This window comes from Anaeromyxobacter soli, assembly GCF_022808855.1.
Lineage (GTDB): Bacteria > Myxococcota > Myxococcia > Myxococcales > Anaeromyxobacteraceae > Anaeromyxobacter > Anaeromyxobacter soli.
The window spans coordinates 263,807-289,965 of record NZ_JAKZLF010000001.1 but is presented as its reverse complement, the minus strand read 5'-3'; the positions used below and the strand labels follow the sequence as shown (position 1 = coordinate 289,965).

Below are 26,159 nucleotides of genomic sequence, written 5' to 3'. Positions count from 1 at the left end.
AGATGACCCCTTCCGATCCGAAGCTCCACGAGGTCAGGCCGCTCCCCGCGGCGCCTCCCCCGGCGGCCGCCGCGCCCGCTCCGGGGCGATCGCGGCGCCGCGTGATCCTGGGCGGCGCCGCCCTGGCGCTCCTGCTCCTCGGCGGGTTCGCCGGCTGGGAGTACCTGCACCGCGGGGAGGAGGTGACGGACGACGCGCAGGTCGAGGCGGACGTGGTCGCCCTCGCGGCGCGCGTCGGCGGTCCCGTCGCCGAGCTGCTCGTGAAGGACGACGCCCCGGTGAAGGCGGGCCAGCCCATCCTGCGGCTCGACCCCGCCGACTACGAGCTGCGCGTCCGGCAGGCCGAGGCGGAGCTCGCGACCGCGCGCGCCCAGGGTCAGGCCGCCGACGCCCAGGTGGGCGCCGCCCGGGCCACCGTCACCCGCGGGGAGGCCGAGGCGGAGAAGGCCCTGTCGGACCTGCGGCGGGCCGACGAGCTCAAGAAGGGCGAGGCCATCGCGGCGAGCCAGTACGACGCGACGCGCGTGTCGAGCGAGACCGCGCGTGCGGGCGCCGGCGCGAACCGCGCGCAGTACGCCGCAGCGCTCGCGAACGCCGAGCTCGCCCAGGCGCGCGAGAAGAGCGCCGAGGCCGCGCTCGCGCTCGCGAAGCTCCAGCTCGGCTACACGGAGGTCCGCGCTCCCGCCGACGGCGTCGTCTCGCGGCTCGGCGCGCGCGTCGGCCAGATCGTGGCGCCCGGGCAGGTGCTGGGGCAGCTCGTGCCGGATCGCACCTACGTCGTCGCGAACTTCAAGGAGACGCAGACCGGCGCGCTCCGCCCCGGGCAGAAGGTGGAGGTCGAGGTGGACGCCTACTCGGGCCGGACGATCGAGGGGCGAGTCGAGAGCATCTCCGGCGGCACCGGCGCGCGCTTCGCGCTGCTCCCGCCGGACAACGCCTCCGGCAACTTCGTGAAGGTCGTCGAGCGCGTGCCCGTCCGGATCGCCTGGGTGTCTCCTCCGCCGGACCTCTCGCTCCGCGCGGGCCTCTCCGCGGTCGTGACGGTCCACACGCGCTGAGGGGAGGCGGAGGCGGGCGCGGTCGCGCCCGCCGGGGGGCGGGGCCGAGGGTCGGGGTCGGGGTCGAGGAGGTCGGGGTCGAGGGTCGCCGGTCCTACTGCGCCGTGTACCCTCCGTCGATCACCGCGGTCGCCCCGGTGATTCCCGCGGCGCCGTCGCTCGTGAGGAACAGCGCGTACTCGGCCACCTCGCGCGGCGTGAGCAGCCGCCTGAGCGGCACGAGGGGGTAGATGACCTCCTCGAGGACGCGCTCGAGCGGCACGCCGCGCGTGCGGGCGAGGTCCGCGAGCTGGTTGCGGACGAGGGGGGTCTCCACGTAGCCCGGGCAGAGGGCGTTCACGGTGATGCCGTGCGGGGCGCCCTCGAGGGCCGCGACCTTCGTGAGGCCGATGAGGCCGTGCTTCGCGCTGTTGTAGGCGGACTTTCCCGCGAAGCCGACGAGGCCGTTCACCGACGCGATGTTCAGGATCCGGCCGAAGCCCTGGCGCTTCATCACCGGGAAGGCGTGCTTCGTCGCGAGGAACGGCGCGACGAGCATCACGCGCAGGAGCAGCTCGAAGCGCTCGGTGGGGAACTCCTCGATGGGCGCGACGTGCTGCAGCCCCGCGTTGTTCACGAGCACGTCGAGGCGCCCGTCCTCGGCGACCACCTCCTCGAGGACGGCGCTCACCTCCGCCTCGCTCGTCACGTCGCAGGCGACGCCGCGCACCGCGAAGCCGGCCTCGGCGATCGCGCCCGCCGCCGCGGCGGCGGCGGGGCCGTTCAGGTCCGCGAGCGTCACGCGCGCGCCCGCCTGCGCGAGCTGTGTCGCGATCTCGAGCCCGATGCCGCTCGCGGCGCCGGTCACCACCGCGATGCGACCCTGGATCTCCACCGTCATGGCTTCCCTCCGATGAACGAGCGGCGCACCAGCGCGCGCACCTCGCCGACGATGCCGCGCCGGAACGCGAGCACGCACGCGACGAACACCGCGCCGGTGATGACCGTCACCCACGATCCCACGTCGGCGAGGTAGTTCTCGAGGGTGACGACGAGCAGCGCTCCGACCGACGGCCCCAGCACCGTCCCCATGCCGCCGAGCAGCGTCATGAGCACGACCTCGCCGGAGCGGTGCCAGTGGACGTCGGAGAGCGACGCGAACTGGAGCACCACCGCCTTGAGCGACCCTGCGAGGCCCGAGAGGGCGGCCGAGAGGACGAACGCGAGCAGCTTGTAGCGCGCGACGTCGTAGCCGAGCGACAGCGCCCGCGGCTCGTTCTCGCGGATCGCGCGGAGCACGTGGCCGAAGGGCGAGTGGATGGCCCGCTGGATGAGCCAGAAGCCGGCGAGGAACGCCGCGTAGACGAAGTAGTAGGTCGTGATCGGCCCGTCGAGCGCGAGGACGCCGAGCGCCTTGCCGCGGGGGATCCCCTGCAGCCCGTCCTCGCCCCCGGTCCAGGGCAGCTGGACGACGAGGAAGTAGACGAGCTGCGCGAAGCCGAGCGTGATCATCGCGAAGTAGATCCCGGAGCGTCGGATCGCCAGCGCGCCGAACACGAGCCCGAGCAGGGTCGCGACCGCGGTGCCCGCGAGGACGCCGAGCTCCGTCGGCAGCCCCCAGGTGCGCAGCGTGATCCCCGTGACGTAGGCCGCGGAGCCGAGGAACGCCGCGTGGCCGAAGGAGAGGAGCCCGGCGTAGCCGAGCAGGAGGTTGAACGCGCTCGCGAACAGAGCGAGGCAGAGCACGTTCATCGCGAAGACCGGGTAGACGAGGTACGGCGCGGCGAGGCCCACGAGCACCATCGCCGCCCACGCCCAGGCCCGCAGCGCGCGGCCGCTCATCGCTGCCTCCCGAACAGCCCGGCCGGGCGGACGAGCAGGACGAGCGCCATCACCACGAACACGACCACGCTCGAGGCCTCCGGGTAGAGGTAGCGCGTGAGCCCCTCCACGAGCCCGATGCCGATGCCGGTGAAGATCGAGCCCGCGATGGAGCCCATGCCGCCGATCACGACCACCGCGAACACCACCATGATGACCGAGCTCCCCATGAGCGGGGTCACCTGGTAGACCGGCGCCGCCATCACCCCGGCGAAGGCCGCGAGCGCCACGCCGAAGCCGTAGGTGAGCGTGAACATGAGCGGCACGTTGACGCCGAAGGCCTGCAGGAGCCTCGGGTTCTCCGTGCCCGCCCGCAGGTACGCGCCGAGCTTGGTCCGCTCGATGACGAACCAGCTCGCCGCGCACACGACGACGGACACGACCACCACCCAGGCCCGGTAGAGGGGCAGGTACATGAACCCGAGGTTCACGCCGCCCCGGAGGGCGGCGGGCACCGGGTAGGTGCTCCCGGAGTTCCCGTAGGCCTGGTGGAACAGGCCCTCGGCGATGAGCGTGAGGCCGAAGGTGAGGAGGAGGCCGTACAGGTTGTCGAGCCCGTACAGCCTCCGCAGGAGCAGCCGCTCCACGGCGACGCCCACGAGGCCCATCGCCGCGGGCACGAGCAGGAGCGCCCAGAAGTAGCCGACCCCGAGGTACGTCGCCGCCATCCACGCGGCGAAGGCGCCCATCATGTACTGCGCGCCGTGCGCGAAGTTCACGACGTTGAGCAGCCCGAAGATGATCGCGAGCCCCAGCGACAGGAGCGCGTAGAACGACCCGTTGATGAGGCCGACGAGGAGCTGCCCGAAGAGCGCCTGCATCGCGCGACGCTACTTCTTCATCACCGCGGGCGAGGCGGACTTCGCGAGCGGGCAGGCCTGCTGCTCGACGGTCGGGAACGCCTCGGCGGCCGGGATCGTCTTCACGATCTCGTAGTAGTCCCAAGGCTTCTTGGACGCGCCCGGCGCCTTCACGCGGGCGAGGTACATGTCGTGGCGGAGGAGCCCGTCGGGCCCGATGCGCGCGTTCTTCGCGAAGAAGTCGTTCACCGGCGTGGCCTTCATCTTCGCCATCACCGCGTCCGCGTCGTCGGTGCCCGCCGCCTGCACCGCCTTCAGGTAGTGCATGACCGACGAGTACACGCCCGCCTGGACCATGGTCGGCATCTTCTTGTGCTTAGCGAAGAAGCGCTCCGACCACTTGCGCGTCTCGTCGTTCATGTCCCAGTAGAACGCGGTGGTGAGGTACATGCCCTTCGCGGTGTCGAGCCCGAGGCTGTGGACGTCGGTGATGAAGACGAGCAGGCCCGCGAGGCTCTGCTTGGGCGTGACGCCGAACTCGTTCGCCTGCTTGATGCAGTTCACGGTGTCGGCGCCGGCGTTCGCGAGGCCGACGATCTTCGCGCCGGACGACTGCGCCTGCAGCAGGTAGCTCGAGAAGTCGGTCGTGCCCGGCGAGGGGTGCCGGGCGAACCCGAGCACCTTGCCGCCCGCGGCCTTCACCACCTTCGTGGTGTCCTCCTCGAGCGAGCGGCCGAAGATGTAGTCGGCCGTGACGAAGTACCAGGTGTCGCCGCCCTGGCGCACCACCTCGCGCCCCGTGCCGTTCGCGAGCGCCCAGTTGTTGTACGTCCAGTGGACGTTGTAGGCGGTGCACTTCTCGCCGGTGAACGCGGTCGTGCCCGGGCCGGAGAGCAGGGTGATGCGCTTCTTCTCCGCGGCGACGGGCATGACCGCGCCCGCCGTGGACGACGAGACCAGGTCGGCGATCACGTCCACCTGCTCCTGGTCGAACCACTTGCGGGCGGTGTTGGAGGCGACGTCCGCCTTGAGCTGGTGGTCGGCCGAGACGAGCTGGACGGGCTTGCCGAGGACCTTGCCGCCGAAGTCCTCGATGGCCATCCGCGCGGCGAGCACGGAGCCCGGGCCGGCGAGGTCGGAGTAGTAGCCCGTCATGTCGGTGAGGACGCCGATCTTGACGACGCCGTCCGAGACCTTGTCGGCGGCGAGGGTGGGCGCCGCGAGCAGCGCGGCGAGGCAGCAGGCGACTCGGGGGATCCGGCTCATGTGCCCTCCTTCGTGGTTGGGCGGCGCTAGACGCCCAGGAAGCGGTGCAGCGACTCCAGCTTTCCCGGGAGCTCGTCCCGGGTGATCGTGTCCACCACGCGCCCGCGCTCGAGCAGCACGTGACGGTCCGCGAGCGGGGCGACGAAGCGGAAGTTCTGCTCGACCAGGATCACCGTGAACCCGCGGTCGCGGAGCGCGCGCACGGCGCGCCCGAGGGCCTGCACGATGACGGGCGCGAGCCCCTCGGTGATCTCGTCGAGGAGGAGCAGCCGCGCCCCGGTCCGGAGGATCCGGGCCATCGCGAGCATCTGCTGCTCTCCGCCGGAGAGCCGCGAGCCGGGGCTCCTCCGGCGCTCCCGGAGGTTCGGGAACATCTCGTAGATCTCCTCGAGCGACATGCCCCCCGAGCGGACGACCGGCGGGAGCGTCAGGTTCTCCTCCGCCGTGAGGCTCGCGAAGATGCCGCGCTCCTCGGGGCAGAACCCGAGGCCGAGCTGGACGATGCGGTGGGTCGGCAGCCCGATGGTCTCGTGCCCGCTCACCATGATCGAGCCCGTGCGCCGCCCCACGAGCCCCAGGATGGCCTTGAGGGTGGTCGTGCGCCCGGAGCCGTTCCTGCCGAGGAGCGTGACGAGCTCGCCCGCGCTCACGGCGAAGTCGACGCCGTGCAGCACGTGGGACTCTCCGTAGAACGCGTGGAGGCCCGCGAGGCGCAGGAGCTCGGGGCGCGCGGGCTCGATCACGGGGTCGCTCCGATGTACGCCTCGAGGACGGCGGGATCGCGCGAGACCTCGTCGTAGCTCCCCTCCGCGAGCACCGCGCCGCGCGCGAGCACCGTCACGCGCCGCGCGAGGTCCTGCACCACCGAGAGGTTGTGCTCGACGAGCAGCACCGTCCGACCGGCCGCGACGCGCCGGATGAGCGCGACCACGCGGCCCACGTCCTCGTGGCCCATCCCCTGGGTCGGCTCGTCGAGGAGCAGCAGCTCCGGATCGAGGGCGAGCGTGGTCGCGAGTTCGAGGGCGCGCTTGCGCCCGTAGGGCAGCTCGACCGCGACGGTGTCGCGGTCGGCCTCGAGCCCGACCGCCGCGAGGAGCTCGACGGCGCGCGCCTCGAGCGCGTCCAGCGTCCGCTCCGAGCGCCAGAAGTGGAAGGAGGTGCCGAGCGGACGCTGCAGCGCGACGCGCACGTTCTCGAGGGCGGTGAGCGCCGGGAACACCGCGGACATCTGGAAGGACCGGACGATGCCGCGCCGCGCCACCTCGGCGGGCCGCGCGTGCGTGACGTCGTCCCCCTTGAACAGGATCGCGCCGCGCGTCGCAGGGAGGAACCGGGTGAGGAGGTTGAAGACCGTCGTCTTGCCCGCACCGTTCGGGCCGATGAGCGCGTGGATGCTGCCGCGCGCGACGCGCAGCGACACGCCGTTCACGGCGACGAAGCCGGCGAACTCCTTCACGAGGTCGCGCGTCTCGAGGATCGTCTCCTCGGGCATCCGGCCTCCGGCGTGGAACCCAGGTGGAGAGCGAACCTTTACAGCTTGTGGGGTGCGCCGAAACGCCCCAGGGGGAGGGGAGGGTTCTCGATGGCCGCAGGAAGGAGGTCCGCGCGCGGCCCGGCGACGCGGCGCGTCTAGAGCAGTCGCGCAGCAGCCTCTCCGGCGATCCCGCTCGAGAAAAAACGCGCGGGCCCGGAGGCCCGCGCGCGATGCACGCCGTCCTGTGAAGGTCGGGCCGGCAGCAGCCGGCCCGACCGCGCCGTCAGGGCACGACGGGGTAGCAGAGCGTGGCGCCGGTCGTGCCGAACGACGCCGACACCGACTTCGCCGCCGTCATCGTGACGGTGCACGTCCCCGTCCCGATGCACCCTCCGCCCGACCAGCCCGCGAAGGTGTCGCAGGTGGAGCTGGGCGAGGCGGAGAGCGTCACCGTGGTGCCGGTGTCGATCGCCGCCGTGCAGCCGTCGGGCGAGCCCGACGTGCACGCGATGCCGGGCCCGCTCACCGTGCCGTGCCCCAGCCCCGTGGGCGTCACGGTGAGCGTGAACGTGGCGGGCTGGAACGTCGCGGTCACGGTCTTCGCGCTCGTCATGGTGACGGAGCAGCTCGCGCCGTCGACGGCCGTGCAGCCCGACCAGCTCTTGAAGATCGAGCCGGGGGCGGCCGCGGCGAGGAGCGTGACGGTCGCGCCGTTCGCGACGGTCGTCGAGCACCCCGTCGTCGCGCCGGGGGCGCAGGAGATCCCCGGCCCGCTCACGGTTCCGCTCGCGCCGTACGTCCCCGTGACGGTGACGGTGAGCGGGTACTCGCTCGGCATGAACGACGCGGTCACCGTCTTCGCGGCCGCCATGGTGACCGTGCAGCTCGTGCCGCTCACGGAGGTGCAGTTCGCCCAGCTCTTGAAGAGCGAGCCGGCGGCGGGCTCGGCGACGAGCGTGATCGTGTCGCCGTTCGCGACCGAGGTGGTGCAGCCGGTCGTCGCGCCGGGCGTGCAGCTGATGCCCGGGCCGCTCACCGACCCGCTCGCGCCCGACGTGCCGGTGATGGAGACCGTGAGCGGGAACTCGCTCGGCTGGAACGTCGCCGTCACCGTCTTCGCGGCCGTCATGGTGACGTTGCAGCTCGTGCCGCTCACGGAGGTGCAGTTCGTCCAGCTCTTGAAGATCGAGCCGGCGGCGGGCTCCGCGACGAGGGTGATCGTGGTCCCCGTCGCGACCGAGGTGGAGCAGCCCGTCGTCGCGCCCGGCGTGCAGGTGATGCCCGGGCCGCTGACGCTGCCGCTCGAGCCGTACATGTTCGAGATGGAGACGGTGAGCGGGTACTCGCTCGGCTGGAACGTCGCGGTCGCGGTCTTCGCGCTCGTCATGGAGACCGAGCAGGTCGCGCCGTCGACGCTCGTGCACCCGGCCCAGCTCTTGAAGATGGAGCCGGCGGCGGGCTCGGCGACGAGCGTGACGGTGGCGCCGTTGGCCACCATCGTCGAGCAGCCATCCGTCGCGCCAGGCTGGCACGCGATGCCAGGACCGCTCACGGAGCCGCTCGCGCCCGAGACGCCCGAGACCGCGACCGAGAGCTTGTACTGGGCCGGCTCGAAGTAGGCCGTGGCGGTCTTGGCGCTCGTCATGGTGACGGTGCAGGTGGCGCCGTCCGAGGTGGCGCACCCGCTCCACCGCCTGAAGATCGAGCTCGCGTCGGGCGTGGCGGTGAGCGTCACCGTCGCGCCGTTCGCGATCATGGCGGAGCAGCCGTCCGTGGATCCCGTGGTGCAGGCGAGCCCGGCGCCCGTGACGGTGCCGCCGGCGTTCGTCCCGGACGTCGTCACGGTGAGCTTGTACTGGGCGGGCTCGAAGTAGGCCGTGGCGGTCTTGGCGCCCGTCATGGTGACGGTGCAGGTGGCGCCGTCGTAGGTCGTGCACCCGCTCCAGCGCTTGAACACGGACGTCGCGTCGGGCGCCGCCGTGAGGATGACGGTGTCGCCGTTCCCGACGATGGCCGAGCAGCCCGCCGTGGAGCCCGTCGTGCAGCTCAGCCCGGGGCCCGTGACCGTCCCGCCCGCGCCGCCGGAGCCGGAGGTCGTGACGGTGAGGGGATACGTGCTCGGCTGGATCACCGCGTTCACGTTCTTCGCGGAGGAGACGGTGACGGAGCACGTGTTGCCGGACGAGCTCGTGCACCCGCTCCAGCTCTTGAACACCGAGCTCGCGTCGGGCGTGGCGGTCAGGGTCAGCACCGTGGACGGCGTCGTGTTGGCCACCACCGCGGAGCAGCCGGTGGTGGAGCCCGTGGTGCAGGAGATGCCCTCACCGGTGATGGTGCCGACGCCGCCGCCGGAGCTGCTCACCTTCACCGTGTAGGTCGAGGGCTGGAAGCTGGCGGTCACCGTCTTCGCGGCGCTCATCGTGAGCGTGCAGTCGCCGAGACCCGTGCACCCGCCGGTCCAGCCCTTGAACACGGCGTCCGTGCCCGGCGCGGCGCGCAGGGTGACGGAGTCACCGCTCGCCACGAGCGCGGTGCAGCCCGTGGTGGAGCCGGTGGTGCACGCGATCGTGCCCGTCCCCACGGGACCGGTGGCGCCGCCGCTCACCGTGCCGGTCGCTCCGCCGATGTTGGACACGGTGAGCTTGTAGCCCGGGACGAACGTCGCGGTGACCGACTGCGCGGCGCTCATCGGGACGACGCAGGTCCCCGTCCCCGAGCAGGCGCCGGACCAGCCCGCGAACACGGAGGTGGCGCTGGGCGTGGCGGAGAGCGTCACGACCGTGCCCTCGACGAGGTCCGCCGCGCAGGTCGCGCCGCAGGCGATGCCGGCCGGATCCGAGGTGACGTCCCCGGTCCCGGCCCCCGCCCGCGTGACGGTGAGCGCGTACAGCGGAGAGAACTTCGCGATGGCGAGGCGAGACTCGTCCACCGTCAGCGTGCAGGGCCCGAGCCCCGCCTCGGCGCAGGCGCCGGACCACCCGACGAACGCCGAGCCGGCCGCCGCCGAGGGCGTGAGGGTGACCACCGTGGGCGCGTCGAACATCGCGGCGCAGGTCGCGCCGCAGTCGACGCCCGCCGGCTCGGAGACGACGGACCCCGAGCCGTTCCCGATGAGCGAGGCCGTGAGCTCCGCGCGGACCGTGATCGCCTGCGTCCGGACGCGCGAGACGGTGGTGAGGGGGTCGACGGCCAGCAGGGCGTCGAACGCGACGAGCACGCGGCCCGCGCGGTCGGAGGAGACGGAGGTCGTGACCCCACCCGTGCCCGTCCCGACGAGGAAGCCCGAGGGGTCGATCACCGCGCCTGCGCTCGTGACGCGAGCCGCGTAGACGTCGAACGCGGTGCCGCTGCGGCGATCGTGCCACGCGACCACGTAGTACGCCCCCTCGAAGCCGACGTCCGGCGTCTGCTGTGCGTCCGCCGCGGCGGCGATCGCGAGGCCGGACGCGTCGAGCACTTGGCCGGACGCGCTGACGCGGCTGCCGAACACGTCGCTCGTCCCCGAGCGCGTGTCGTTCCAGGCCACGAGGAAGCCGCTCCCGTCCGAGGCGATCGCCGGGCGGCCCTGGCTGCTGCCCGCCAGCGAGATCGGCAGGCCGTCGGGGTCCGTCACGGTGGAACCGGCCACGCGCGCGCCGTACACGTCAGGTCTACCCGCGCGGCCGTCGCGCCACGCCACGAGGCAGGTGCCGGTCGCGCACGCGACGGCGGGCTGCGTCTGGTGCAGCGGCGCCCCGGAGATGACGAGGTCCGTGGCGAGGACCGTGCCGTCCGGTGCGACGCGCGCGCCGCGCACGTCGCCGAAGCCGGTCCGGCGGTCCTCCCAGACCACGAGGTAGCTCGTGCCGTCGAAGGCCACCGCGGGCTCGACCTGATGATCGAGCGCGGTGCTGATCGGGATGCCGCCCGGATCCAGGACCGTTCCGTCCGGCGTGACGCGCGCGCCGTAGACGTCGCGCCCGGTGGCGCCGCGCGAGTCCTGCCAGACCACGAGGTAGTTCGCCCCGTCGAACGCCACGCTCGCCTCGACCTGGTCGCCGGCGGCCGCGGAGATGACGATCGGCGCGGAGCCGAGCACGACGCCGGCCTTGCTCACCCGCGCGCCGTACAGATCCTGGCCGGTGCCGCCCCGCGCGTCGGACCAGACCACGAGGTGGTTCGTCCCGTCGGACGCGGCGGCGGGCGCGGCCTGGGAGCCGGTGGGAGGCGGGAACACGTCCGCGCCCGTCTGGTTCACCACGGCGAAATCGGTCGATTCCAGCGCGGCGGGTGCCGGGTCGCCCGCGCCGTTGCACGCGAGCAGCGCGACCACCCACAGCAGCGACAGCAGCGAGAGCTTCCCCCTCATGACGCACTCCTCCCTTTCGGAGCGCCGACCGAGATCCCCGGTTTGGGTGATCCCTTGTCGGTGACGGCGCACCCTAAGTGGACAATTCACGACATGTCCTGATCCCGAACGGGGTGAGTCTAGCGTGACCTGCGACCGTAAGGGAAGAGTGCCGGGTCGCCGCGTGGTTGCTGAGAGGCAAATCCGCGTGGGTGATATCGCCCAGCAACCTTTAGTGAACGCCGGGAGCGTCCGGATCCGCACGAGAACGGGCCGACGCGCGCGTCACGCCGCGGCGCCGCGGCGGGCCGCTCCGGGGACGTGGATTCACGCTGGGTGATTTACACCGAACGTCTCGAGCGCGCAGGCCGGACGGCCGCGCGAGGTTCACGCGTCGCGAAGCTCGGACCTAGCCGGAGAACGCCTCGTCGATGCGCCGCAGCACCTCGGGCGCGAGCTTCACGCCGGACGCCCTCGCGTTCTCCGTCACCTGCTCGGGCCGCGAGGCGCCGATGATCGCGGACGAGACCTCCCGACGTCGGAGCACCCACGCGAGCGCGAGCTGGGAGAGCGTGATCCCGAGCTCGGCCGCGATCGGCCGGAGCCGCTGCACGCCCTCCAGGACGCGGTCCTCGAGCCGCCGCTGGATGAAGGTGCCCATCGTCGCGCTCGCCGCGCGCGAGCCGGGGGGGACGGCGGCGCCGGGCGCGTACTTCCCGGTGAGGATCCCCTGCGCGAGCGGGGACCAGACGATCTGGCCGATCCCGTTCGCCGCGCACAGCGGGAAGATCTCCGCCTCCGGCTCGCGCCAGAGGATCGAGTACTGCGGCTGGCTCGACACGAAGCGCTCGCCGGGGAGCGCCAGCGCCGCGCGGACCTGGTCCGCGCTCCACTCCGAGAACCCCAGGTAGCGGGTCTTGCCCTGCCGCACCGCCTCGGTGAGCGCCGCCATCGTCTCCTCGAGCGGGGTCTCCGGGTCGTAGCGGTGGCACTGGTACAGGTCGACGTGGTCGAGGCGGAGGCGCCGGAGCGAGGCGTCGAGCTGCTTGCGGATCTGCGCGGCGGACAGGCCGCGGTCCGTCTCGGACATGGGAAAGTAGAGCTTCGTCGCGAGGACGTAGGAGTCGCGCGGCACGCCCCGGAGCACCTCCCCGAGGAGCTCCTCCGCCCGCCCGCCGGAGTAGACGTTGGCGGTGTCGATGAAGTTGATGCCCGCCTCGAAGGCGGCGCGGACGCAGCCCTCCGCCTCCGCGCGCGCCACGCCGCCGCCGTAGGTGAGCCACGAGCCGAGCGAGATCTCCGACACGACGAGGTCGCTGTTGCCGAGCTTGCGGTACTCCATCGGTTCCCCTCCGTTGCCGGGCGGCTCCTGCGCGGGCGCCCACGCGGGCGCGGCGCAGAGCGTTCCGAGCCATGAATACGACGCGGAGCGGGCCGACGCACGCATCGTGACCGCGAGGCCCGCGACCCGATGGAGCGGCGAGCCTCCGCGCCTTGACGCGCCGCCCGCCCGCCGCTAGACGAGCGGGTGCATGTCGTCCATCGCCTGCCATCGCCCGCGCCCTTCCGCGCACCCGCAGCCGCGGCGGCAGGTGGCCCCGCGCGCGCCGGGCTCGGCGCGCGCTCGCGAGACGGCCTGCCTCCTCGCCCGCGCCTCGCGCTCCCCGCTGTAGCGAGGGCGAGGCGCCACCCCGGCAGCGTCCCCCGACCGGCGCGTCACGCGCCGGATCCAAGCCACCCCCCGTCGCCCCCGCGCTGGCCGCGCGGGCGACCTCCGAAGGAGCCGTCATGTCCGCGCCCGTCCGCAAGCCCATCCACGTCCTCCGCGCCGATCTCGACCGCCTGCGCGCGCTCGTCGACCAGCACCTCGCGAGCCGCGACGCCGCCGCCGCCGAGCAGCTCGACGCCGAGCTCGACCGCGCGATCCCGGTGGAGGTCGCGCCGCCCGACGTCGTCACGCTCGACGCGCGCGTCGCGTTCGTGGACGAGGCGACGGGGGTGCGTCGCGAGGTCGTGCTCGTCTACCCGCGGGACGCCGACGCCTCCTCGGGCCGCATCTCGGTGCTCGCGCCCATCGGCGCGGCCCTGCTCGGGCTCGCCGTCGGCGACGACATCGCCTGGCCACTGCCGGACGGGCGCGTCGCGCGGCTCCGCATCCTCTCGGTCGCGCAGCCCGCCCAGGCGTCAGCGGCTCCCGCCTCGGCCTGAGCCCTCCGGCGGGTCGCCGATCTGCGCGCGGTACGCGTCGCCGCCGAGCGTGCGATCGAGGATCGGGAAGAGGACGTGCTCCTCGAGCTCGAAGTGCGCGAGCACGACCCCGAGCAGGCGATCCGCGTGCCGGACGAAGGCGCGCGGGTCGCCACCCGCCCGCCGCGCGAGCTCCGCGCTCCAGCGGTGGATGATGTCGTGCTCGTAGCGCATCGACGCGCTGAACGCGGCGGGGCCCTCGCAGGCGTACTTGTCCACGACGGGGTGCAGGGTGCGCTCCTCCCAGGCGAGGTGCGGCCTGAGGCACGCGTCGAGCGCGCTCACGACGGCGCGCATCTCGGCGACGGCGGCGTCCACCTCCAGGCCGGCGAGCGCGCCGACGCGATGGTCTATCGCCGCCAGGGTCTCGCGCAGGCGGGCGCGCTGCGCGCGGAGCGGAGCGGTGACCGCCGGGGGCGACGTGCTCAGCACCGGGCTCCCCGCGCCGCGACGAACCGCGGCATGAGGACGTGGTTCTCGAGGTGGACGTGGCGGAGCACGTCGCCCTCGAGCGCCTCGAGCTCGCTCATGAGGACCCGATAGGAGGAGCAGGCCCACTCCGGCGTCGCGTACCCGTCGGCGAGCGCCCGCATCCGCGCGAGCAGCGTCCCGACCGCGACGTGCTCCTCGTACATGCGCTCGAGCTCGCGGCGGACGAGCGCCGGGTCCGGGCTGCGCGACATGAGCGCCGGGAAGAGCACCTGCTCCTCGTCGTCGAGGTGCGGCTCGAGGGCGTCCGCCAGCTCCGCGAAGGTGAGGCGAAGCTCCTCGAGCTTCTCGTTCCTCGGCCCGTGGACGCGGGCGACCTTGTCCGCGAGGGGGGCGATGAACGGGATCGCCCGCCTCAGGTAGGCGTGGTGGTGCGAGACGATGTGAGCCACGAGCGCGGGGACCGGGAGCGAGCGGGGGTCCGCCTCGAGCGAGGCCTCGCCGCTCGCCGGGAGGGCTGCCTCGAGCTCCGCGAACACCGCGTCGGGGTCGAGCTCCCGGCCCGCGCAGGCCTCCGGGAGGGTGACGTTCCCGTGGCAGCAGAAGTCGATCTGGTGCTTCTGGAAGACGCGGGCGGCGACGGCGTGGTCGGCGACGATCTGGGCGACGGTGGCGCTGCGGTCGAGGTGGGGCATTTCGGTCGTGTTTCCTTTCGGGGCTCCCGAGGAGCACGCGGCGTGCCGCGCGGGAACGCTCGCCGATCGCGCGGTTGTGGGGCGTCGCGGGCGCCGTTAAGCACCGGATTGGAACACCATGGAACGCTCCCTGCCGCCGCTCCACGTGCACGACGCCTGCGAGGTCTGCGGGCTCGACACCGTCGTCCCGCGCATCGCGCGCACGGCCCACCTCGTCGCCGAGGGTCCCGCCATGCAGGCGGCCCTCCGTCGCGCCCACGACTTCGCGGACTCCGACGCGCCGGTGGTGGTGCTCGGCGAGAGCGGCACCGGGAAGGAGGTCGTCGCGCGCGCCCTCCACGCCGCGAGCCCGCGCGGCGCCCGGCCGTTCGTGCCGGTGAACGTGGCGGCCCTTCCGGCGGAGCTGCTCGAGTCGGAGCTGTTCGGGCACGTGCGCGGCGCGTTCACCGGCGCGACCGCCGAGAAGGAGGGGCTCTTCGAGGCGGCCGACGGTGGGACGCTCTTCCTCGACGAGATCGCCGAGATGCCGCTCGTCCTCCAGGCCAAGCTCCTGCGGGCGCTCGAGGACGGCGAGATCCGGCGCGTGGGCGACACGCGCGCGTTCGGGGTGGACGTCCGGATCGTCTGCGCGACGCACCGCGACCTCCCCCAGCGCGTGGCGGAGGGCCGCTTCCGCGAGGATCTCTACTACCGCCTCAAGGTGCTCGTGCTCCGGCTGCCCCCCCTGCGCGAGCGGCGCGAGGACGTCCTCCCCCTCGCGCGCCAGTTCCTCTCGGCGGAGCGGCGCCCTCCCGCGGGCCTCGCGCCGGACGCCGAGCGGCTGCTCCTCGCCTACGCGTGGCCTGGCAACGTCCGCGAGCTCCAGAACGTGATGCGCCACGCGGCGGTGCTCGCCCGCGGCGGCGAGATCCGGCCCGAGCACCTGCCCGAGGAGCTCCTGCGCCCCGCCGCCCGCGCGGAGTCGCCGGCGCGCACGCTCGCCGAGGTCGAGCGCGAGCACGTGCTGCGGGTCCTCGAGGCGTGCGGCGGCTCTCAGGTCGAGGCGGCGCGCGCGCTCGGCATCGGCCGGAACACGCTCTGGCGGAAGCTGCGGGCGTACCGCGAGGGCGAGCGGTAGAGGCCGAGGGCCCGCCTGCCTTGACGGCGGGCCGGGACTCGCTCATGTTGCGCGGCCCATGCCCGTCCTCGGTGGTGCCGTCACGTTCGCCCGGTTCCGGTGGGAGCCGGGCAAGAAGCCTCCCTCAGACACCCGGCGCTGGCTCGCGAAGGGGCTCGCCTCGGGCGCCTTCGAGCCGCTCGATCCCGCCAAGGGCGACGAGGAGCGCGCCGCAGGCTTCGTGGAGCTGGAGGATCAGGACGCGACCTCCTTCGCCTCGATCATCCAGGGCGAGTACGCGCTCTTCGCCTTCCGCGTCGACACGCTCAAGGTGCCGGCCGCGGCGCTGCGCGTCGAGCTGGAGCGCTGGCGCGTGGCGTTCGAGAAGGAGCACGGCCGCCCGCCGGCGAAGCGCGAGAAGGCCGAGCGCAAGGAGGCGGTGCGCCACCTGCTCCGCCAGCGCGCGACCCCCAGCTCGCACGTCCACGACGTCAGCCTGAACCTGAAGGCCGGCCAGGTGCAGATCTGGGCCGCCTCCCGCAAGGCGGTGGACGAGGTCGTGGCCGCGCTCGAGACCGCCCTCGAGGTGAAGCTCGCGCCGCTCACCCCGGCCGCGCTCGCCGCCAGGGCAGGGACCCCGGACGCCGCGCTCGCGCCGACGCCGGAGCTCGTGGGCCTCGAGTCGTCGCGGCGGGAGGTGAGCGATGTCGAGGCGTGAGCAGGCGCGGACCGACGCGGCCTTCCAGCGCGGCGCCGCGGGCGTGGACGGGCTCCCCACCGAGGAGGAGCGCCGCGACGAGGCCGAGGTCGAGAAGGACAAGGCGCGCGAGCAGCTCCTGCGCGGCCGCACGTACCTCGGGCGCGAGCTGCTGACGTGGCTCCTGTGGCGCTCGGAGTCGACGGAGCCCGTGATCGAGCTCGACGGGGCGGGGGTGACGGTCGTCTTCGTCGGCCGGCTCACGCTCCGCGGCATCGCGGGCGACGTGACCGAGCTCGTGGCGCGGGGCGCGCTCGCGCCGTACTCGGCCCAGGTTCGCCGCGCGCTCGACGCCGGCCTGCTCGTGCACCAGGCGCGCGTGCGGCTCGAGCACGCGGAGCGGGTGTACGAGGCGACGCTCGACGCCGAGTTCCTGGACGTGCGCGCCGCGAAGCTGCCCGAGCTCCTCACCGAGGAGGAGGACGATCGGCTGCTCGAGCGGCTCGAGCTCGCCGAGCGGCTCTCCGCGATCGTGGACGCGCTCACCGGCGCCTTCCTGGACGTCCGCACGAGCCGCACCTGGCGCAAGCGGGTTGCGACACTCAAGACGTGGATGCGCGCGGGCGAGGAGGCCTAGCCTCGCCTAGAGCCGTCGCCGGTCGAAGCGGTTCGCCGACGCCCCATCGGCAAGAAGACGAGCTCGCTGCCGAAACTTTTCACGCGATGACGGCTCGCATCGCCTGTGAAAAGACATCCGCTCACGTGGAAGGGGCTCGCCCTCGCGGCGCTCGCCGCGCTCGCGGCGCTCCCCGCCGGCGCCGCCGGGGCATCGCCCGTCACCATCCAGGAGGCGATCCGCGCCGCCTGGCAGGAGAACGCCGGCCTCAAGGCCTCGTCCGCCCAGGTGGAGGCCGCGCGCGCGGAGGCGGCGCGCGCCCGCGCCGGACACCTCCCGACGCTCTCGCTCTCCGGCCGCGGCGTCCGCACCGACGAGCCGATGATGGCCTTCGGGCTGAAGCTCGACCAGGCTCGCATCGGCCAGGCGGACTTCGATCCCGCGCGGCTCAACCACCCCGACGCGGTGGGGGGCTGGGGGGCGAGCGCCGCCCTCAACCTCCCGGTCTTCACCGGGGGCCGCGTGGCGGCGGGCTCGCGCGCCGCCGGCGCCATGGCCGGCGCCGAGGCGGCGAGCCACGAGCGCCGCCGCCTCGAGACCGCCGCCGCCGTCGTGGAGGCCTACTTCGGCGCGCAGGTCGCGGAGGAGGGCGTCCGCTACGCCGAGGACCTCCTCGCGCAGGCGAAGGAGACCGAGCGCTTCGTGCGCCAGCGGAACGCGCAGGGGCTCGCGCTCGACGCGGACCTCGCCCGCGCCTCCGCGTTCCGCGCCCAGGCGGAGGCCGAGCGCGCCGCCGCGCTCCAGCGTCGCGCCTCCGCCCGCTCCGGGCTCGCGCTCGTGGCCGGCGACGCGGTCGGGACGGCCGAGCTCGCGACCCCCGTCGCGGCCCTGCCGCCGCTGCCCGCCGCGGCCGACGCGCCGCCGCCGCCGGAGCGACCGGACCTCGTCGCGGCGCGGCTCCAGCGCGACGCCGCGGACGCGGGCGTCTCCGTCGCGCGCGGGAGCCTGCTCCCGTCGCTGTTCGCGCAGGCCAGCGCCGAGACGATGCGCGAGGGGAGCGACCTCTCGCGCGGGGGCAGCTGGACGACGCTCGGCCTCATGCTGCGCTGGGACCTGTCGCTCGCGGACGCCCAGGGGGCGCGGGCGGCGCAGGCGCGGGCCCGCGCCGCGGACGAGGCCCTCGTCTGGCGCGAGCGGCAGGCGGCCCGCGAGGTCGGGGAGGCGCGCCGGGCGATCGAGACCGCCGACGCCCGGATCCGCTCCGGCGAGGAGGCCGTCGCGGCGTCCGAGTCGGCGCGGAACCTCCGCGCCGCGCGGCATCGCCAGGGACTCCTCCCGCTCACAGACGTCCTCGACGCGGAGGCCGGCCTCGCCGGCGCCCGCGCCCTGCTCCTCGCGAGCCGGCTCGAGGCGCGCGTCGCGCGCGCCCAGCTCGCGCTCGCGCTCAACCTGCCCATCGAAGGGATCACGCCATGAAGATCGCCGCACTCGCCGCGCTGGCGCTGCTCGCGCCCGCGCTCGTCTCCGCCTCGCCCGCCGCCGAGGCCGCCTCCCCGCGGCGCGTCCGGCCCGTCCGCGGCGAGACGACGCCCACGGGCGGCCACCTGGTCCCCGCGAACGTGATCGCGGCCCGGCGCGCGACCCTCTCGACGCGGATCGCCGCGCACGTCTCGGCGCTGCACGTCGAGGAGGGCCAGCGCGTGAAGCAGGGGCAGCTCCTCGTGTCCCTCTCCGCCTCCGACCTGCGCGGGGCGCTCGCCGCGGCCGAGAGCGGCCACGCGGCGGCCGCCGCCCACGAGAAGCGCATCCGCGCCCTCGCCGCGGAGCGCGCGGCGACGCCCTCCGAGCTCGAGATGGCCGTCTCCCAGCGCGCCCAGGCCCAGGCGGCCCTCTCGTCCGCGCGCGCCAACCTGGAGTACGCCCAGATCCGCGCGCCGTTCGCCGGCACCATCCAGGCGCGCCGCGTCTCGGCGGGCGACATGGTCGGCCCCGGCCAGCCGCTCCTCGAGCTCGAGGGCGACACGCTGGAGCTCCAGGCGAGCCTCACGGAGTCGGAGGCGGCCGGGCTCGCGCTCGGGCGAGCGCTCCCGTTCGTCTCGGGGGACGCGAAGGGGCAGGCGGAGATCACCGCCCTCACGCCCGGCGGCGACCCGGTCTCGCACCGGCGCGGCGTTCGCGCGCGCGTGCGGAACGTCACCGGCGAGCTCCGCTCGGGCGCGTTCGCGCGCCTCGAGGTGCCGGGCGCGGCGGAGGGCGCGCACGGGGCGTGGGTGCCGCGGAGCGCGCTCGTCGAGCGGGGCGATCTCACCGGCGTGTTCGTGGCCGCGGGCGGCAAGGCCGAGCTGCGCTGGCTCTCGCTCGGCGAGGCGACCGGCGACGGCTTCTCGGTCCGCGCCGGGCTCCGGCCCGGCGAGACCGTGATCGACGCCCCGGGCCCGCTGCGCGACGGGGAGCCGGTGGAGGTGCAGCCGTGAAGGAGCAGGGCTACGGTCTCGCCGGGCGCCTCGCGCGCCCGTTCCTGCGGTCGAAGCTCACGCCGGTGATCGTCTTCGCGTCGATCCTGCTCGGCGTGCTCGCCGTGTCGCTCACGCCGCGCGAGGAGGAGCCGCAGATCATCGTCCCGATGGTCGACGTCATGGTGCCCTTCCCGGGCGCCACGCCCTCCGAGGTGGAGAGCCAGGTCGTCACGCCGCTCGAGCGCCGGCTGTGGGGCATCCCCGGCGTGGAGTACCTCTACAGCACGAGCCGGCCGAACGCCGGGTTCATCACCGTGCGGTTCAAGGTGAACGAGCCGCTCGAGCCGAGCCTCGTGAAGGTCCACCAGGAGCTCGGGGCGCACCCGGAGCTGCTCCCGCAGGGCACGATGCCGCCCGTCGTCCGGGCGCTCACCATCGACGACGTCCCGTTCCTCACCGTGACGCTGCACGCCCAGGAGGCGCTCCCGGCGGGCGAGCTGCGCAAGCTCGCCGAGCAGGTCGCCCGGGAGCTCTCCGACGTCGAGCGCACCGCGCAGGTGCGCGTGGAGGGCGGCGCGCGGCGCGTGGTGCGCATCGAGCCGGATCCGGCGAGGCTGCGCACGCTGTCCGTCTCCATCGGCGAGCTGCACCAGGCGCTCCAGTCCGCCCAGGCGCAGCTCCCCGCCGGAGCGCTCGTCGACGGCGGCGCCCGCGTCGAGATCGAGGCGCGCGGGTTCGCGCGGTCGGCGGAGGAGCTCCGGCGCGTCGTGGTCGCGGTGCGCGACGGACGGCCGCTCTACGTCGAGGACGTGGCCCGCGTGACGGACGGCCCCGAGCCCGAGCCCGCCGTGGTGCTCACCGCGTCCAAGGAGCGGCCCGGCTTCGAGCAGGCCGCGACGGTGGTGGTGGCGAAGCGGCCCGGGACGAACGCGACCGAGCTCGCGGAGCGGGTGGTCGCCAAGGTGGACGCGCTGCGCGGCGGGCTCATCCCCGCCGCCGTCGACGCGACGGTCACCCGGAACTACGGCGAGACGGCGGGGGAGAAGTCGAACGAGCTCATCGAGCACCTCCTCATCGCGACGCTCTCGGTCATCGCCCTCATCCTCCTCGCCATGGGCTGGCGCTCGGCGCTCGTCGTGGCGGTCGCGGTCCCGGTGACGCTCGCCCTGACGCTGCTCCTCACCTACCTGAACGGCTACACGCTGAACCGCGTCACGCTGTTCGCGCTCATCTTCTCGATCGGCATCCTGGTCGACGACGCCATCGTGGTGGTCGAGAACATCCACCGCCACATGTACCTGCCCGGCCCGCGCCGGAGCTTCGCGCAGACCGTGCTCGACGCGGTGGACGAGGTCGGGAACCCCACCATCCTCGCCACGGTGGCGGTGATCGCGGCCATCCTGCCGATGGCGATGGTCCGCGGGCTCATGGGCCCCTACATGCGGCCCATCCCGGTGGGCGCGAGCGTGGCGATGGTCTTCTCGCTCGTCATCGCCTTCGTCGTGAGCCCCTGGGCGGCGATGAAGATCTTCCGCAAGGAGGCGCACCTCCCGGACACCGACGCGAGCGGCCTCCACCCCTCGGATCCGGCGCGGGACGCGCCCGAGCCCGAGCGCGACCTGCCCTCGGCCAACCCGGAGACCGCGCCCGAGGGGCGGCTCGCGCGCGCCGATCGCCGCGTCGTGCGGTGGCTGCTCGGGACCGGGAGGGTCCGCGTCGGCTTCCTCGCCGCGGTCGCCGTGCTGCTCCTCGCGGCGACGGCGCTGCTCTTCACCGGCGCGGTGAAGGTGAAGATGCTCCCGTTCGACAACAAGCGGGAGTTCCAGGTCCAGCTCGATCTCCCCGCGGGCGCCGCCCGCGAGGAGTCCCTCGCCCTCGGCCAGCGGGTCGCCCGCCGGCTCCTCGCCGAGCGGGAGGTCGAGAGCGTGCAGCTCCACTCGGGCGTCGCCGCGCCGTTCACCTTCGTCGGCATGGTGCGGCACAGCTTCATGCGCGAGGCGCCGGAGCAGGTGGACCTGCAGGTGAACCTCGTGCCGAAGGGTGAGCGCGACGCCTCGAGCCACGCCATCGCGGTGCGGGTGCGGCCCGAGATCGAGGCCCTCGCGAGGTCGCGCGACGCGCGCGTGAAGGTGGTCGAGATCCCGCCCGGTCCGCCGGTGCTCGCCACCATGGTGGCCGAGGTCTACGGCCCGAGCGCGGCGACCCGCGACCGGATCGCCGGCGAGGTGCGCGAGGCGTTCCGCGCGGTGCCCGGCGTGGTGGACGTGGACTCGACGCTCAACCCCACGGCCCCCAAGCTCGTCGTGGCGGTGGATCGGGAGAAGGCGGCGCTCCACGGGGTCGCGCCCGCGCACGTCGTGCAGACGCTCGCGGCGGCGGGCTACGGGGCGCCGCTCGGCGCGTTCCACGTCGAGCGCGGCGCGGCGCAGGTGCCGCTCGTCCTCCAGCTCGCGCCGGCGCAGCGCTCCCGGCTCGACACCCTCCTCGCGCTCACCGTCCCGGGCGCGCGCGGTCAGGTGCCGCTCTCCGAGCTCGTCCGCGTCGAGCGGACCCGCGAGGCGCCCGAGATCCAGCACAAGAACCTGATGCCGGTCTCCTACGTCACGGCCGACCTGGCCGGAGAGATCGAGAGCCCGCTCTACGCGCTCCTCGCCCTCGACGAGAAGCTCGAAGGCCTCCGCGGCGATCGCGGCGAGCCGGTCGCGCGCTACGGCCTCGCCCACCCGGCCAACACCGAGTCGCCCGCGATCAAGTGGGACGGGGAGTGGCACATCACGCTCGAGGTCTTCCGCGACCTCGGCCTCGCCTTCGCGGCGGTGATGCTGCTCATCTACGTGCTCATGGTCGGCTGGTTCCAGAGCTTCACGATGCCGATCGTGATCCTCGTGCCGATCCCGCTGTCGCTCGTCGGGATCCTGCCGGCGCACGCGCTCGGCGGGACCTTCTTCACGGCGACGAGCATGATCGGCTTCATCGCCGGGGCGGGGATCGTCGTGCGGAACAGCATCATCCTCGTGGACTTCGCGGAGCTGAAGCTGCGCGAGGGGATGCCGCTCGCGGCGGCGGTGGAGGAGGCGGTGCTCGTCCGCTTCCGCCCCATGGCGCTCACGGCGCTCGCCGTGATCGTCGGCAGCGCGGTGATGCTCGCGGACCCCATCTTCCAGGGGCTCGCGGTGGCGCTCATGGCCGGCGCGGTCGCGGCGACCCTGCTCTCGCGCTACGCGGTCCCGGTCCTCTACTACATGCTCGCCCGGCACGGGCGCGCCGCCGAGCTGCAGCGCGAGGGCGCCCGGGGCCGCACCGTCGAGGAGGAGGAGCGCCGGCCCTCGCCGCCGCTCGAGGCGGCGCTCGCGACCGGCACCGACGTGTATTGACGGAGCGCCGGGCGCCGCAGGCGCGCCCCCCGCTCGCGCCGACCAGCCGGCGCTGGCGGGGGGTGCGCTGCTTCTACTCTTCCTCGACCTTGTCCTCCACCCAGCTCATCGCGGCGAGCGCCCGGGGCCAGCCGATGGTGGTGATGGCGAGCCGGACCACGTGGGCGAGGTCCTCGCGCGAGCAGCCGCCCGCGGTCGCGAACCGGACGGCGGAGTGGACGCCGCCCTCCGTGCCGAGGCCCACCGCGATCCCGAGCTTCACGAGGCGGCGCTCGCGCTCCGAGAGCGGCCCGCTCTCGTGGAGTCGCCGGCCCAGCTCCTCGAACGCGGCGTAGACGTCGGGGTGCGAGCTCTTGAAGCGGAGGAAGTTCTCGGGGAGCTTCTGGGCCATCGGTCACCTCGCGGGTCGGAGTTCGCGCCTTCGTACAACGATGTGGACGCCGCCTGCGCGCGGGCGCAGGCGGAAGCCCCGGAAGGGCGGCCCTCCCCGTCCGCTCGGCCGAGCCGCCGAGCGGCGCGCTCCACCGTCCCCCGGGTCTCGCAGCCCGTCAGACGGCGCGACCGGCGTGGCGACGACTGCGCGATAATCGACACGAATGACGGCTCGCCTCTTCCGCTGCATCGCCGGCGCGGTCCTCGTGACCCTCGCGGGCGCGGCGCTCGCCGACGCGGCGCCCGCGCCGGTCCTCGTCTTCGGCGGCGACCGCGACTACCCGCCTTACGAGTTCATCGACGAGCACGGGAATCCCGCCGGGTACAACGTCGACCTGACCCGCGCCATCGCCGAGGTGATGGGGCTCCGGGTCGAGGTCCGGCTCGGCGGCTGGTCGGAGATGCGACAGGCGCTCGACGAAGGTCGCATCGACGCGCTGCAGGGGATGTCGTGGTCGGAGGAGCGGGCGCGGCGGCTCGCGCTCTCCCCGCCGCACACCCTCGTGAACCACGCCATCTTCGCGCGCAAGGGGACTCCTCCGGTGGGGTCGCTCGAGGAGCTGCGCGGCCACGCCGTCGCCGTCCACCGCGCGGGCATCATGGACGAGCACCTCACCGCGCTCGGGCTCGGCGACACCTTGCTCCGCACCGACACCCCCGCCGACGCGCTCCGGCTGCTCGCCTCGGGCCAGGGGGAGTACGCGGTGGTGGCCGCGCTGCCCGGGACGTACATCACGCGGCAGCTCCGGCTCACCAACGTCGTCCCGGTCGCTCGGAACGTCGCCGCGCACCGCTACGGCTACGCGGTCCGGAAGGACGACGCGGCGCTCCTCGCCCGCATCGAGGAGGGGCTCGCCATCCTGAAGCAGACCGGCCGCTACGATCAGATCCGGGAGCGGTGGCTGGGCGTGCTCGAGCCGGGCGTCACCTGGTGGACGTTCGTGAAGTACGGCGCGGTCGTCTTCGTGCCGCTGCTCCTGGTGCTCGGCGGCACGGTGCTGTGGTCGCGCTCGCTGCAGCGCGAGGTCGCAGCCCGGACCGCGTCGCTCGCGCGCGAGATCGGCGAGCGCGAGCGCGCCATGGAGCTCCTGCGCGACAACCAGGCCCAGCTCGTCCAGGCCGACAAGATGGCGGCGCTCGGCGTGCTCGTCTCCGGCGTCGCGCACGAGGTGAACAACCCGAACGGCTACATCCTGCTCAACATGCCCGTGCTGAAGGACGTCTACCTCGACGCGCTCGAGCTCTTCGAGCGGCGCTTCCAGGAGGAGGGCGACTTCATGCTGGCGGGGCTCCGCTACTCGCAGATGCGCGAGGAGCTGCCGGGCATGCTCGACGAGATGCTCGAGGGGGCGCGGCGCATCAAGCGGATCGTGGAGGACCTGAAAGACTTCGCGCGACGCGAGGACGCGCCCCGCCTCGAGCCGGTGGACCTCAACGCGATCGTGCGCGCCGCGGTGCGGCTCCTCGACGCTCGGATCCGGAAGGCCACCCGCCGCTTCGAGCTGACGCTCGCCGATCCGCTCCCGCGCGTGCGCGGCAACGCCCAGCGGATCGAGCAGGTGGTGGTGAACCTCGTCCTGAACGCCTGCGAAGCGTTGCCCGCCCCCGACCGCGCCATCCGCGTGAACACGGAGCACGACCGCGCCGCGGGCGTGGCGCGCGTCACGGTCCAGGACGAGGGGGTGGGGATCCCGCCCGAGCACCGCTCCCGCCTCACCGACCCCTTCTTCACCACCAAGCGCGAGCAGGGCGGGACCGGGCTCGGGCTCTCGGTGTCCGCCGCCATCGTGAAGGAGCACGGGGGCGCGCTGGAGTTCCGGTCGCCTCCCGGCGGGGGGACGGCCGTGGTGGTCACCTTGCCCGTCGTCCCCGAGGAGCGCGCCGCATGACCACCGGCACCTATCCGTCCTTTCCCATCCTCGCGGTGGACGACGAGCCGGCCTGGCTCCGCTCGCTCCGCGTCGCGCTCGGCCGCGCGGGCATCGATCACGTCGAGACGTGCCAGGACGCGCGCGAGGTGCCGGGCCTGCTCGCCGCGCGGCCGTTCGGCCTCGTCCTGCTCGACCTCAACATGCCGCACGTCTCGGGCGAGGATCTGCTCGCGCGCATCGCCGCCGATCACCCGGAGGTGATGGTCATCGTGATCAGCGGGATGAACCAGGTCGAGACGGCGGTGCGGTGCGTGAAGGCCGGCGCGTTCGAGTACTTCGTGAAGACGGAGGAGGAGGATCGACTCGTCGGCGGGGTCCTGCGCGCGGTGCGGATGCTGGAGCTGGAGGGCGAGAACCGCGAGATGGCGAGCCGGGTCCTCTCCGGCGGGCCGAAGCACCCCGAGGCGTTCGAGGCCATCGTGACCAGAGACCGCGCCATGCACGCGGTGTTCGCCTACGTCGAGGCCGTGGCGCGGAGCCCGCGACCGCTGCTCGTGCAGGGCGAGAGCGGCGTGGGCAAGGAGCTCGTCGCGCGCGCCGCGCACGCGCTCTCCGGTCGACCCGGTCCCATGGTGGCGGTGAACGCCGCAGGGCTCGACGACGCCATCTTCGCCGACACCCTCTTCGGGCACGCCCGCGGCGCGTTCACCGGCGCGGACCAGGCGCGGCCGGGGATGATCGAGGCCGCGGCGGATGGGACGCTCTTCCTCGACGAGATCGGCGACCTCGCCGTCGCCTCGCAGGTGAAGCTGCTCCGGCTGGTGCAGGAGGGCGAGTACTTCCCGCTGGGCAGCGATCGCCCCAAGCGCCTCCGGGCGCGCCTGATCGTCGCGACGCACCACGACCTCGCGGCGAAGCAGGACTCCGGCGCCTTCCGCCGCGACCTGTACTACCGGCTCGCCACGCACCAGGTCCGGATCCCGCCGCTTCGCGAGCGCAAGGGCGACGTGCCCCTGCTGCTCGAGCACTTCCTCGCGGAATCCGCGCGCGAGCTCGGACTCAAGAAGCCCACCGCGCCGCGCGAGCTCCCGATCCTGCTCTCCACCTACGCCTTCCCGGGCAACATCCGGGAGCTGAAGGCGATGACCTACGACGCGGTCAGCCTTCACCCCGGGCGAATCCTGTCCATGGAGACGTTCCTCCGGGCGATGGAGCGCGGCGGCGGCCCGGCGCCTGCGCGCGTCGCGGCGCAGGGGGAGCATCCGTTCGCAGGCGTCGACCCGCTGCCGACCATCCACGACGCCGTCGACCTGCTCGTGCGGGAGGCCGTCTCCCGCAGCGGAGGCAACCAGACGATCGCTGCGCGCCTCCTCGGCATCACTCAATCCGCGCTGTCGAGGCGCCTCAAGGCAGCACGAGGCGGATAGCGCCCCCGCGAATGGGCATGCGCCGGCGTATGGT

Annotated in this window: 21 protein-coding genes; 10 read left to right on the top strand and 11 right to left on the bottom strand. The window is 73.8% G+C overall.

Annotated features, from left to right (window positions below; translation table 11 throughout):
• Window positions 1-2 precede the first annotated feature (2 nt).
• The gene (locus MLV88_RS01185; protein WP_242340249.1) at window positions 3-1,058 is read left to right on the top strand and encodes an HlyD family secretion protein; all 1,056 of its coding nucleotides are present in this window, start codon (window positions 3-5) and stop codon (window positions 1,056-1,058) included.
• Window positions 1,059-1,152: 94 nt separating this feature from the next.
• On the opposite strand, the gene MLV88_RS01180 is transcribed toward MLV88_RS01185, so the two are convergent.
• The 8 genes from MLV88_RS01180 to MLV88_RS01145 form a co-directional block, all read right to left on the bottom strand.
• Window positions 1,153-1,938: a 3-hydroxybutyrate dehydrogenase gene (locus MLV88_RS01180; protein ID WP_243336616.1), complete on the bottom strand. Its 786-nt coding sequence runs from the start codon at window positions 1,936-1,938 to the stop codon at window positions 1,153-1,155.
• Window positions 1,935-2,879, bottom strand: a complete 945-nt coding sequence (locus tag MLV88_RS01175) for a branched-chain amino acid ABC transporter permease (protein WP_242340247.1) — start codon at window positions 2,877-2,879, stop codon at window positions 1,935-1,937. The genes MLV88_RS01180 and MLV88_RS01175 overlap by 4 nt, the downstream gene beginning before the upstream one ends.
• Window positions 2,876-3,739: a branched-chain amino acid ABC transporter permease gene (locus MLV88_RS01170; RefSeq protein ID WP_242340246.1), complete on the bottom strand. Its 864-nt coding sequence runs from the start codon at window positions 3,737-3,739 to the stop codon at window positions 2,876-2,878. The genes MLV88_RS01175 and MLV88_RS01170 overlap by 4 nt, the downstream gene beginning before the upstream one ends.
• A gap of 9 nt (window positions 3,740-3,748) precedes the next feature.
• Window positions 3,749-4,984, bottom strand: coding sequence for an ABC transporter substrate-binding protein (locus MLV88_RS01165; protein ID WP_242340245.1), 1,236 nt, complete (start codon window positions 4,982-4,984; stop codon window positions 3,749-3,751).
• Window positions 4,985-5,010: 26 nt separating this feature from the next.
• Window positions 5,011-5,727, bottom strand: a complete 717-nt coding sequence (locus MLV88_RS01160; protein WP_242340244.1) for an ABC transporter ATP-binding protein — start codon at window positions 5,725-5,727, stop codon at window positions 5,011-5,013.
• Window positions 5,724-6,476 carry an ABC transporter ATP-binding protein gene (locus MLV88_RS01155; RefSeq protein ID WP_242340243.1) on the bottom strand — a complete coding sequence of 251 codons (753 nt, stop codon included), beginning with the start codon at window positions 6,474-6,476 and terminating at the stop codon, window positions 5,724-5,726. Before MLV88_RS01155 ends, MLV88_RS01160 begins: the two co-directional genes overlap by 4 nt.
• Before the next feature lie 265 nt (window positions 6,477-6,741).
• Window positions 6,742-10,806 carry an InlB B-repeat-containing protein gene (locus MLV88_RS01150; protein WP_242340242.1) on the bottom strand — a complete coding sequence of 1,355 codons (4,065 nt, stop codon included), beginning with the start codon at window positions 10,804-10,806 and terminating at the stop codon, window positions 6,742-6,744.
• Window positions 10,807-11,194: 388 nt separating this feature from the next.
• The gene (locus tag MLV88_RS01145; RefSeq protein ID WP_242356175.1) at window positions 11,195-12,127 is read right to left on the bottom strand and encodes an aldo/keto reductase family protein; all 933 of its coding nucleotides are present in this window, start codon (window positions 12,125-12,127) and stop codon (window positions 11,195-11,197) included.
• Between the two features lie 446 nt (window positions 12,128-12,573).
• Here MLV88_RS01145 and rnk point away from each other — a divergent pair, with 446 nt between their 5' ends.
• Window positions 12,574-12,993, top strand: coding sequence for a nucleoside diphosphate kinase regulator (gene rnk, locus MLV88_RS01140; RefSeq protein ID WP_242340240.1), 420 nt, complete (start codon window positions 12,574-12,576; stop codon window positions 12,991-12,993).
• Here the strand turns inward: rnk and MLV88_RS01135 are convergent.
• Both MLV88_RS01135 and ric read right to left on the bottom strand, forming a co-directional pair.
• Window positions 12,970-13,464: a hemerythrin domain-containing protein gene (locus MLV88_RS01135; protein ID WP_242340239.1), complete on the bottom strand. Its 495-nt coding sequence runs from the start codon at window positions 13,462-13,464 to the stop codon at window positions 12,970-12,972. The genes rnk and MLV88_RS01135 overlap by 24 nt on opposite strands.
• Entirely contained in the window at window positions 13,458-14,156 is a 699-nt protein-coding gene (gene ric / locus MLV88_RS01130; protein WP_242340238.1) for an iron-sulfur cluster repair di-iron protein, read from the bottom strand. Before ric ends, MLV88_RS01135 begins: the two co-directional genes overlap by 7 nt.
• 118 nt (window positions 14,157-14,274) lie before the next feature.
• Between ric and MLV88_RS01125 the strand changes: the two genes are divergently transcribed.
• The 6 genes from MLV88_RS01125 (at window position 14,275) to MLV88_RS01100 (ending at window position 22,395) form a co-directional block, all read left to right on the top strand.
• Window positions 14,275-15,273 carry a sigma-54 interaction domain-containing protein gene (locus MLV88_RS01125; RefSeq protein WP_242340237.1) on the top strand — a complete coding sequence of 333 codons (999 nt, stop codon included), beginning with the start codon at window positions 14,275-14,277 and terminating at the stop codon, window positions 15,271-15,273.
• A 58-nt stretch (window positions 15,274-15,331) separates the two neighbouring features.
• Window positions 15,332-15,970, top strand: coding sequence for a recombination-associated protein RdgC (gene rdgC, locus MLV88_RS01120; protein ID WP_242340236.1), 639 nt, complete (start codon window positions 15,332-15,334; stop codon window positions 15,968-15,970).
• Window positions 15,957-16,586 carry a hypothetical protein gene (locus MLV88_RS01115; protein WP_242340235.1) on the top strand — a complete coding sequence of 210 codons (630 nt, stop codon included), beginning with the start codon at window positions 15,957-15,959 and terminating at the stop codon, window positions 16,584-16,586. The genes rdgC and MLV88_RS01115 overlap by 14 nt, the downstream gene beginning before the upstream one ends.
• A 105-nt stretch (window positions 16,587-16,691) precedes the next feature.
• Window positions 16,692-18,041 carry a TolC family protein gene (locus tag MLV88_RS24415; RefSeq protein WP_242360730.1) on the top strand — a complete coding sequence of 450 codons (1,350 nt, stop codon included), beginning with the start codon at window positions 16,692-16,694 and terminating at the stop codon, window positions 18,039-18,041.
• Window positions 18,038-19,039 carry an efflux RND transporter periplasmic adaptor subunit gene (locus MLV88_RS01105; protein ID WP_242355808.1) on the top strand — a complete coding sequence of 334 codons (1,002 nt, stop codon included), beginning with the start codon at window positions 18,038-18,040 and terminating at the stop codon, window positions 19,037-19,039. The genes MLV88_RS24415 and MLV88_RS01105 overlap by 4 nt, the downstream gene beginning before the upstream one ends.
• Complete coding sequence (locus MLV88_RS01100) at window positions 19,036-22,395, top strand: efflux RND transporter permease subunit (protein ID WP_242339729.1); 3,360 nt, start codon at window positions 19,036-19,038, stop codon at window positions 22,393-22,395. The genes MLV88_RS01105 and MLV88_RS01100 overlap by 4 nt, the downstream gene beginning before the upstream one ends.
• Window positions 22,396-22,468: 73 nt before the next feature.
• Here MLV88_RS01100 and MLV88_RS01095 read toward each other — a convergent pair whose 3' ends face one another.
• Window positions 22,469-22,786 (bottom strand): carboxymuconolactone decarboxylase family protein, encoded by a 318-nt coding sequence (locus MLV88_RS01095; protein WP_242339727.1) that lies wholly within the window; start codon window positions 22,784-22,786, stop codon window positions 22,469-22,471.
• A 205-nt stretch (window positions 22,787-22,991) separates the two neighbouring features.
• Between MLV88_RS01095 and MLV88_RS01090 the strand changes: the two genes are divergently transcribed.
• Together MLV88_RS01090 and MLV88_RS01085 are read left to right on the top strand one after the other, a co-directional pair.
• Window positions 22,992-24,716 carry a transporter substrate-binding domain-containing protein gene (locus tag MLV88_RS01090; RefSeq protein ID WP_242339725.1) on the top strand — a complete coding sequence of 575 codons (1,725 nt, stop codon included), beginning with the start codon at window positions 22,992-22,994 and terminating at the stop codon, window positions 24,714-24,716.
• On the top strand, window positions 24,713-26,125 hold the full coding sequence (locus tag MLV88_RS01085) for a sigma-54-dependent transcriptional regulator (RefSeq protein ID WP_242339723.1): 1,413 nt from the start codon (window positions 24,713-24,715) through the stop codon (window positions 26,123-26,125). The genes MLV88_RS01090 and MLV88_RS01085 overlap by 4 nt, the downstream gene beginning before the upstream one ends.
• Window positions 26,126-26,159: the final 34 nt, after the last annotated feature.

Coding starts and splice junctions, on each gene's coding strand:
- MLV88_RS01185 (WP_242340249.1), top strand. CDS start 3: ATGACCCCTTCCGATCCGAAGCTCCACGAGGTCAGGCCGCTCCCCGCG.
- MLV88_RS01180 (WP_243336616.1), bottom strand. CDS start 1,938: ATGACGGTGGAGATCCAGGGTCGCATCGCGGTGGTGACCGGCGCCGCG.
- MLV88_RS01175 (WP_242340247.1), bottom strand. CDS start 2,879: ATGAGCGGCCGCGCGCTGCGGGCCTGGGCGTGGGCGGCGATGGTGCTC.
- MLV88_RS01170 (WP_242340246.1), bottom strand. CDS start 3,739: ATGCAGGCGCTCTTCGGGCAGCTCCTCGTCGGCCTCATCAACGGGTCG.
- MLV88_RS01165 (WP_242340245.1), bottom strand. CDS start 4,984: ATGAGCCGGATCCCCCGAGTCGCCTGCTGCCTCGCCGCGCTGCTCGCG.
- MLV88_RS01155 (WP_242340243.1), bottom strand. CDS start 6,476: ATGCCCGAGGAGACGATCCTCGAGACGCGCGACCTCGTGAAGGAGTTC.
- MLV88_RS01150 (WP_242340242.1), bottom strand. CDS start 10,806: ATGAGGGGGAAGCTCTCGCTGCTGTCGCTGCTGTGGGTGGTCGCGCTG.
- MLV88_RS01145 (WP_242356175.1), bottom strand. CDS start 12,127: ATGGAGTACCGCAAGCTCGGCAACAGCGACCTCGTCGTGTCGGAGATC.
- rnk (WP_242340240.1), top strand. CDS start 12,574: ATGTCCGCGCCCGTCCGCAAGCCCATCCACGTCCTCCGCGCCGATCTC.
- ric (WP_242340238.1), bottom strand. CDS start 14,156: ATGCCCCACCTCGACCGCAGCGCCACCGTCGCCCAGATCGTCGCCGAC.
- MLV88_RS01125 (WP_242340237.1), top strand. CDS start 14,275: ATGGAACGCTCCCTGCCGCCGCTCCACGTGCACGACGCCTGCGAGGTC.
- rdgC (WP_242340236.1), top strand. CDS start 15,332: ATGCCCGTCCTCGGTGGTGCCGTCACGTTCGCCCGGTTCCGGTGGGAG.
- MLV88_RS01115 (WP_242340235.1), top strand. CDS start 15,957: ATGTCGAGGCGTGAGCAGGCGCGGACCGACGCGGCCTTCCAGCGCGGC.
- MLV88_RS01105 (WP_242355808.1), top strand. CDS start 18,038: ATGAAGATCGCCGCACTCGCCGCGCTGGCGCTGCTCGCGCCCGCGCTC.
- MLV88_RS01095 (WP_242339727.1), bottom strand. CDS start 22,786: ATGGCCCAGAAGCTCCCCGAGAACTTCCTCCGCTTCAAGAGCTCGCAC.
- MLV88_RS01090 (WP_242339725.1), top strand. CDS start 22,992: ATGACGGCTCGCCTCTTCCGCTGCATCGCCGGCGCGGTCCTCGTGACC.
- MLV88_RS01085 (WP_242339723.1), top strand. CDS start 24,713: ATGACCACCGGCACCTATCCGTCCTTTCCCATCCTCGCGGTGGACGAC.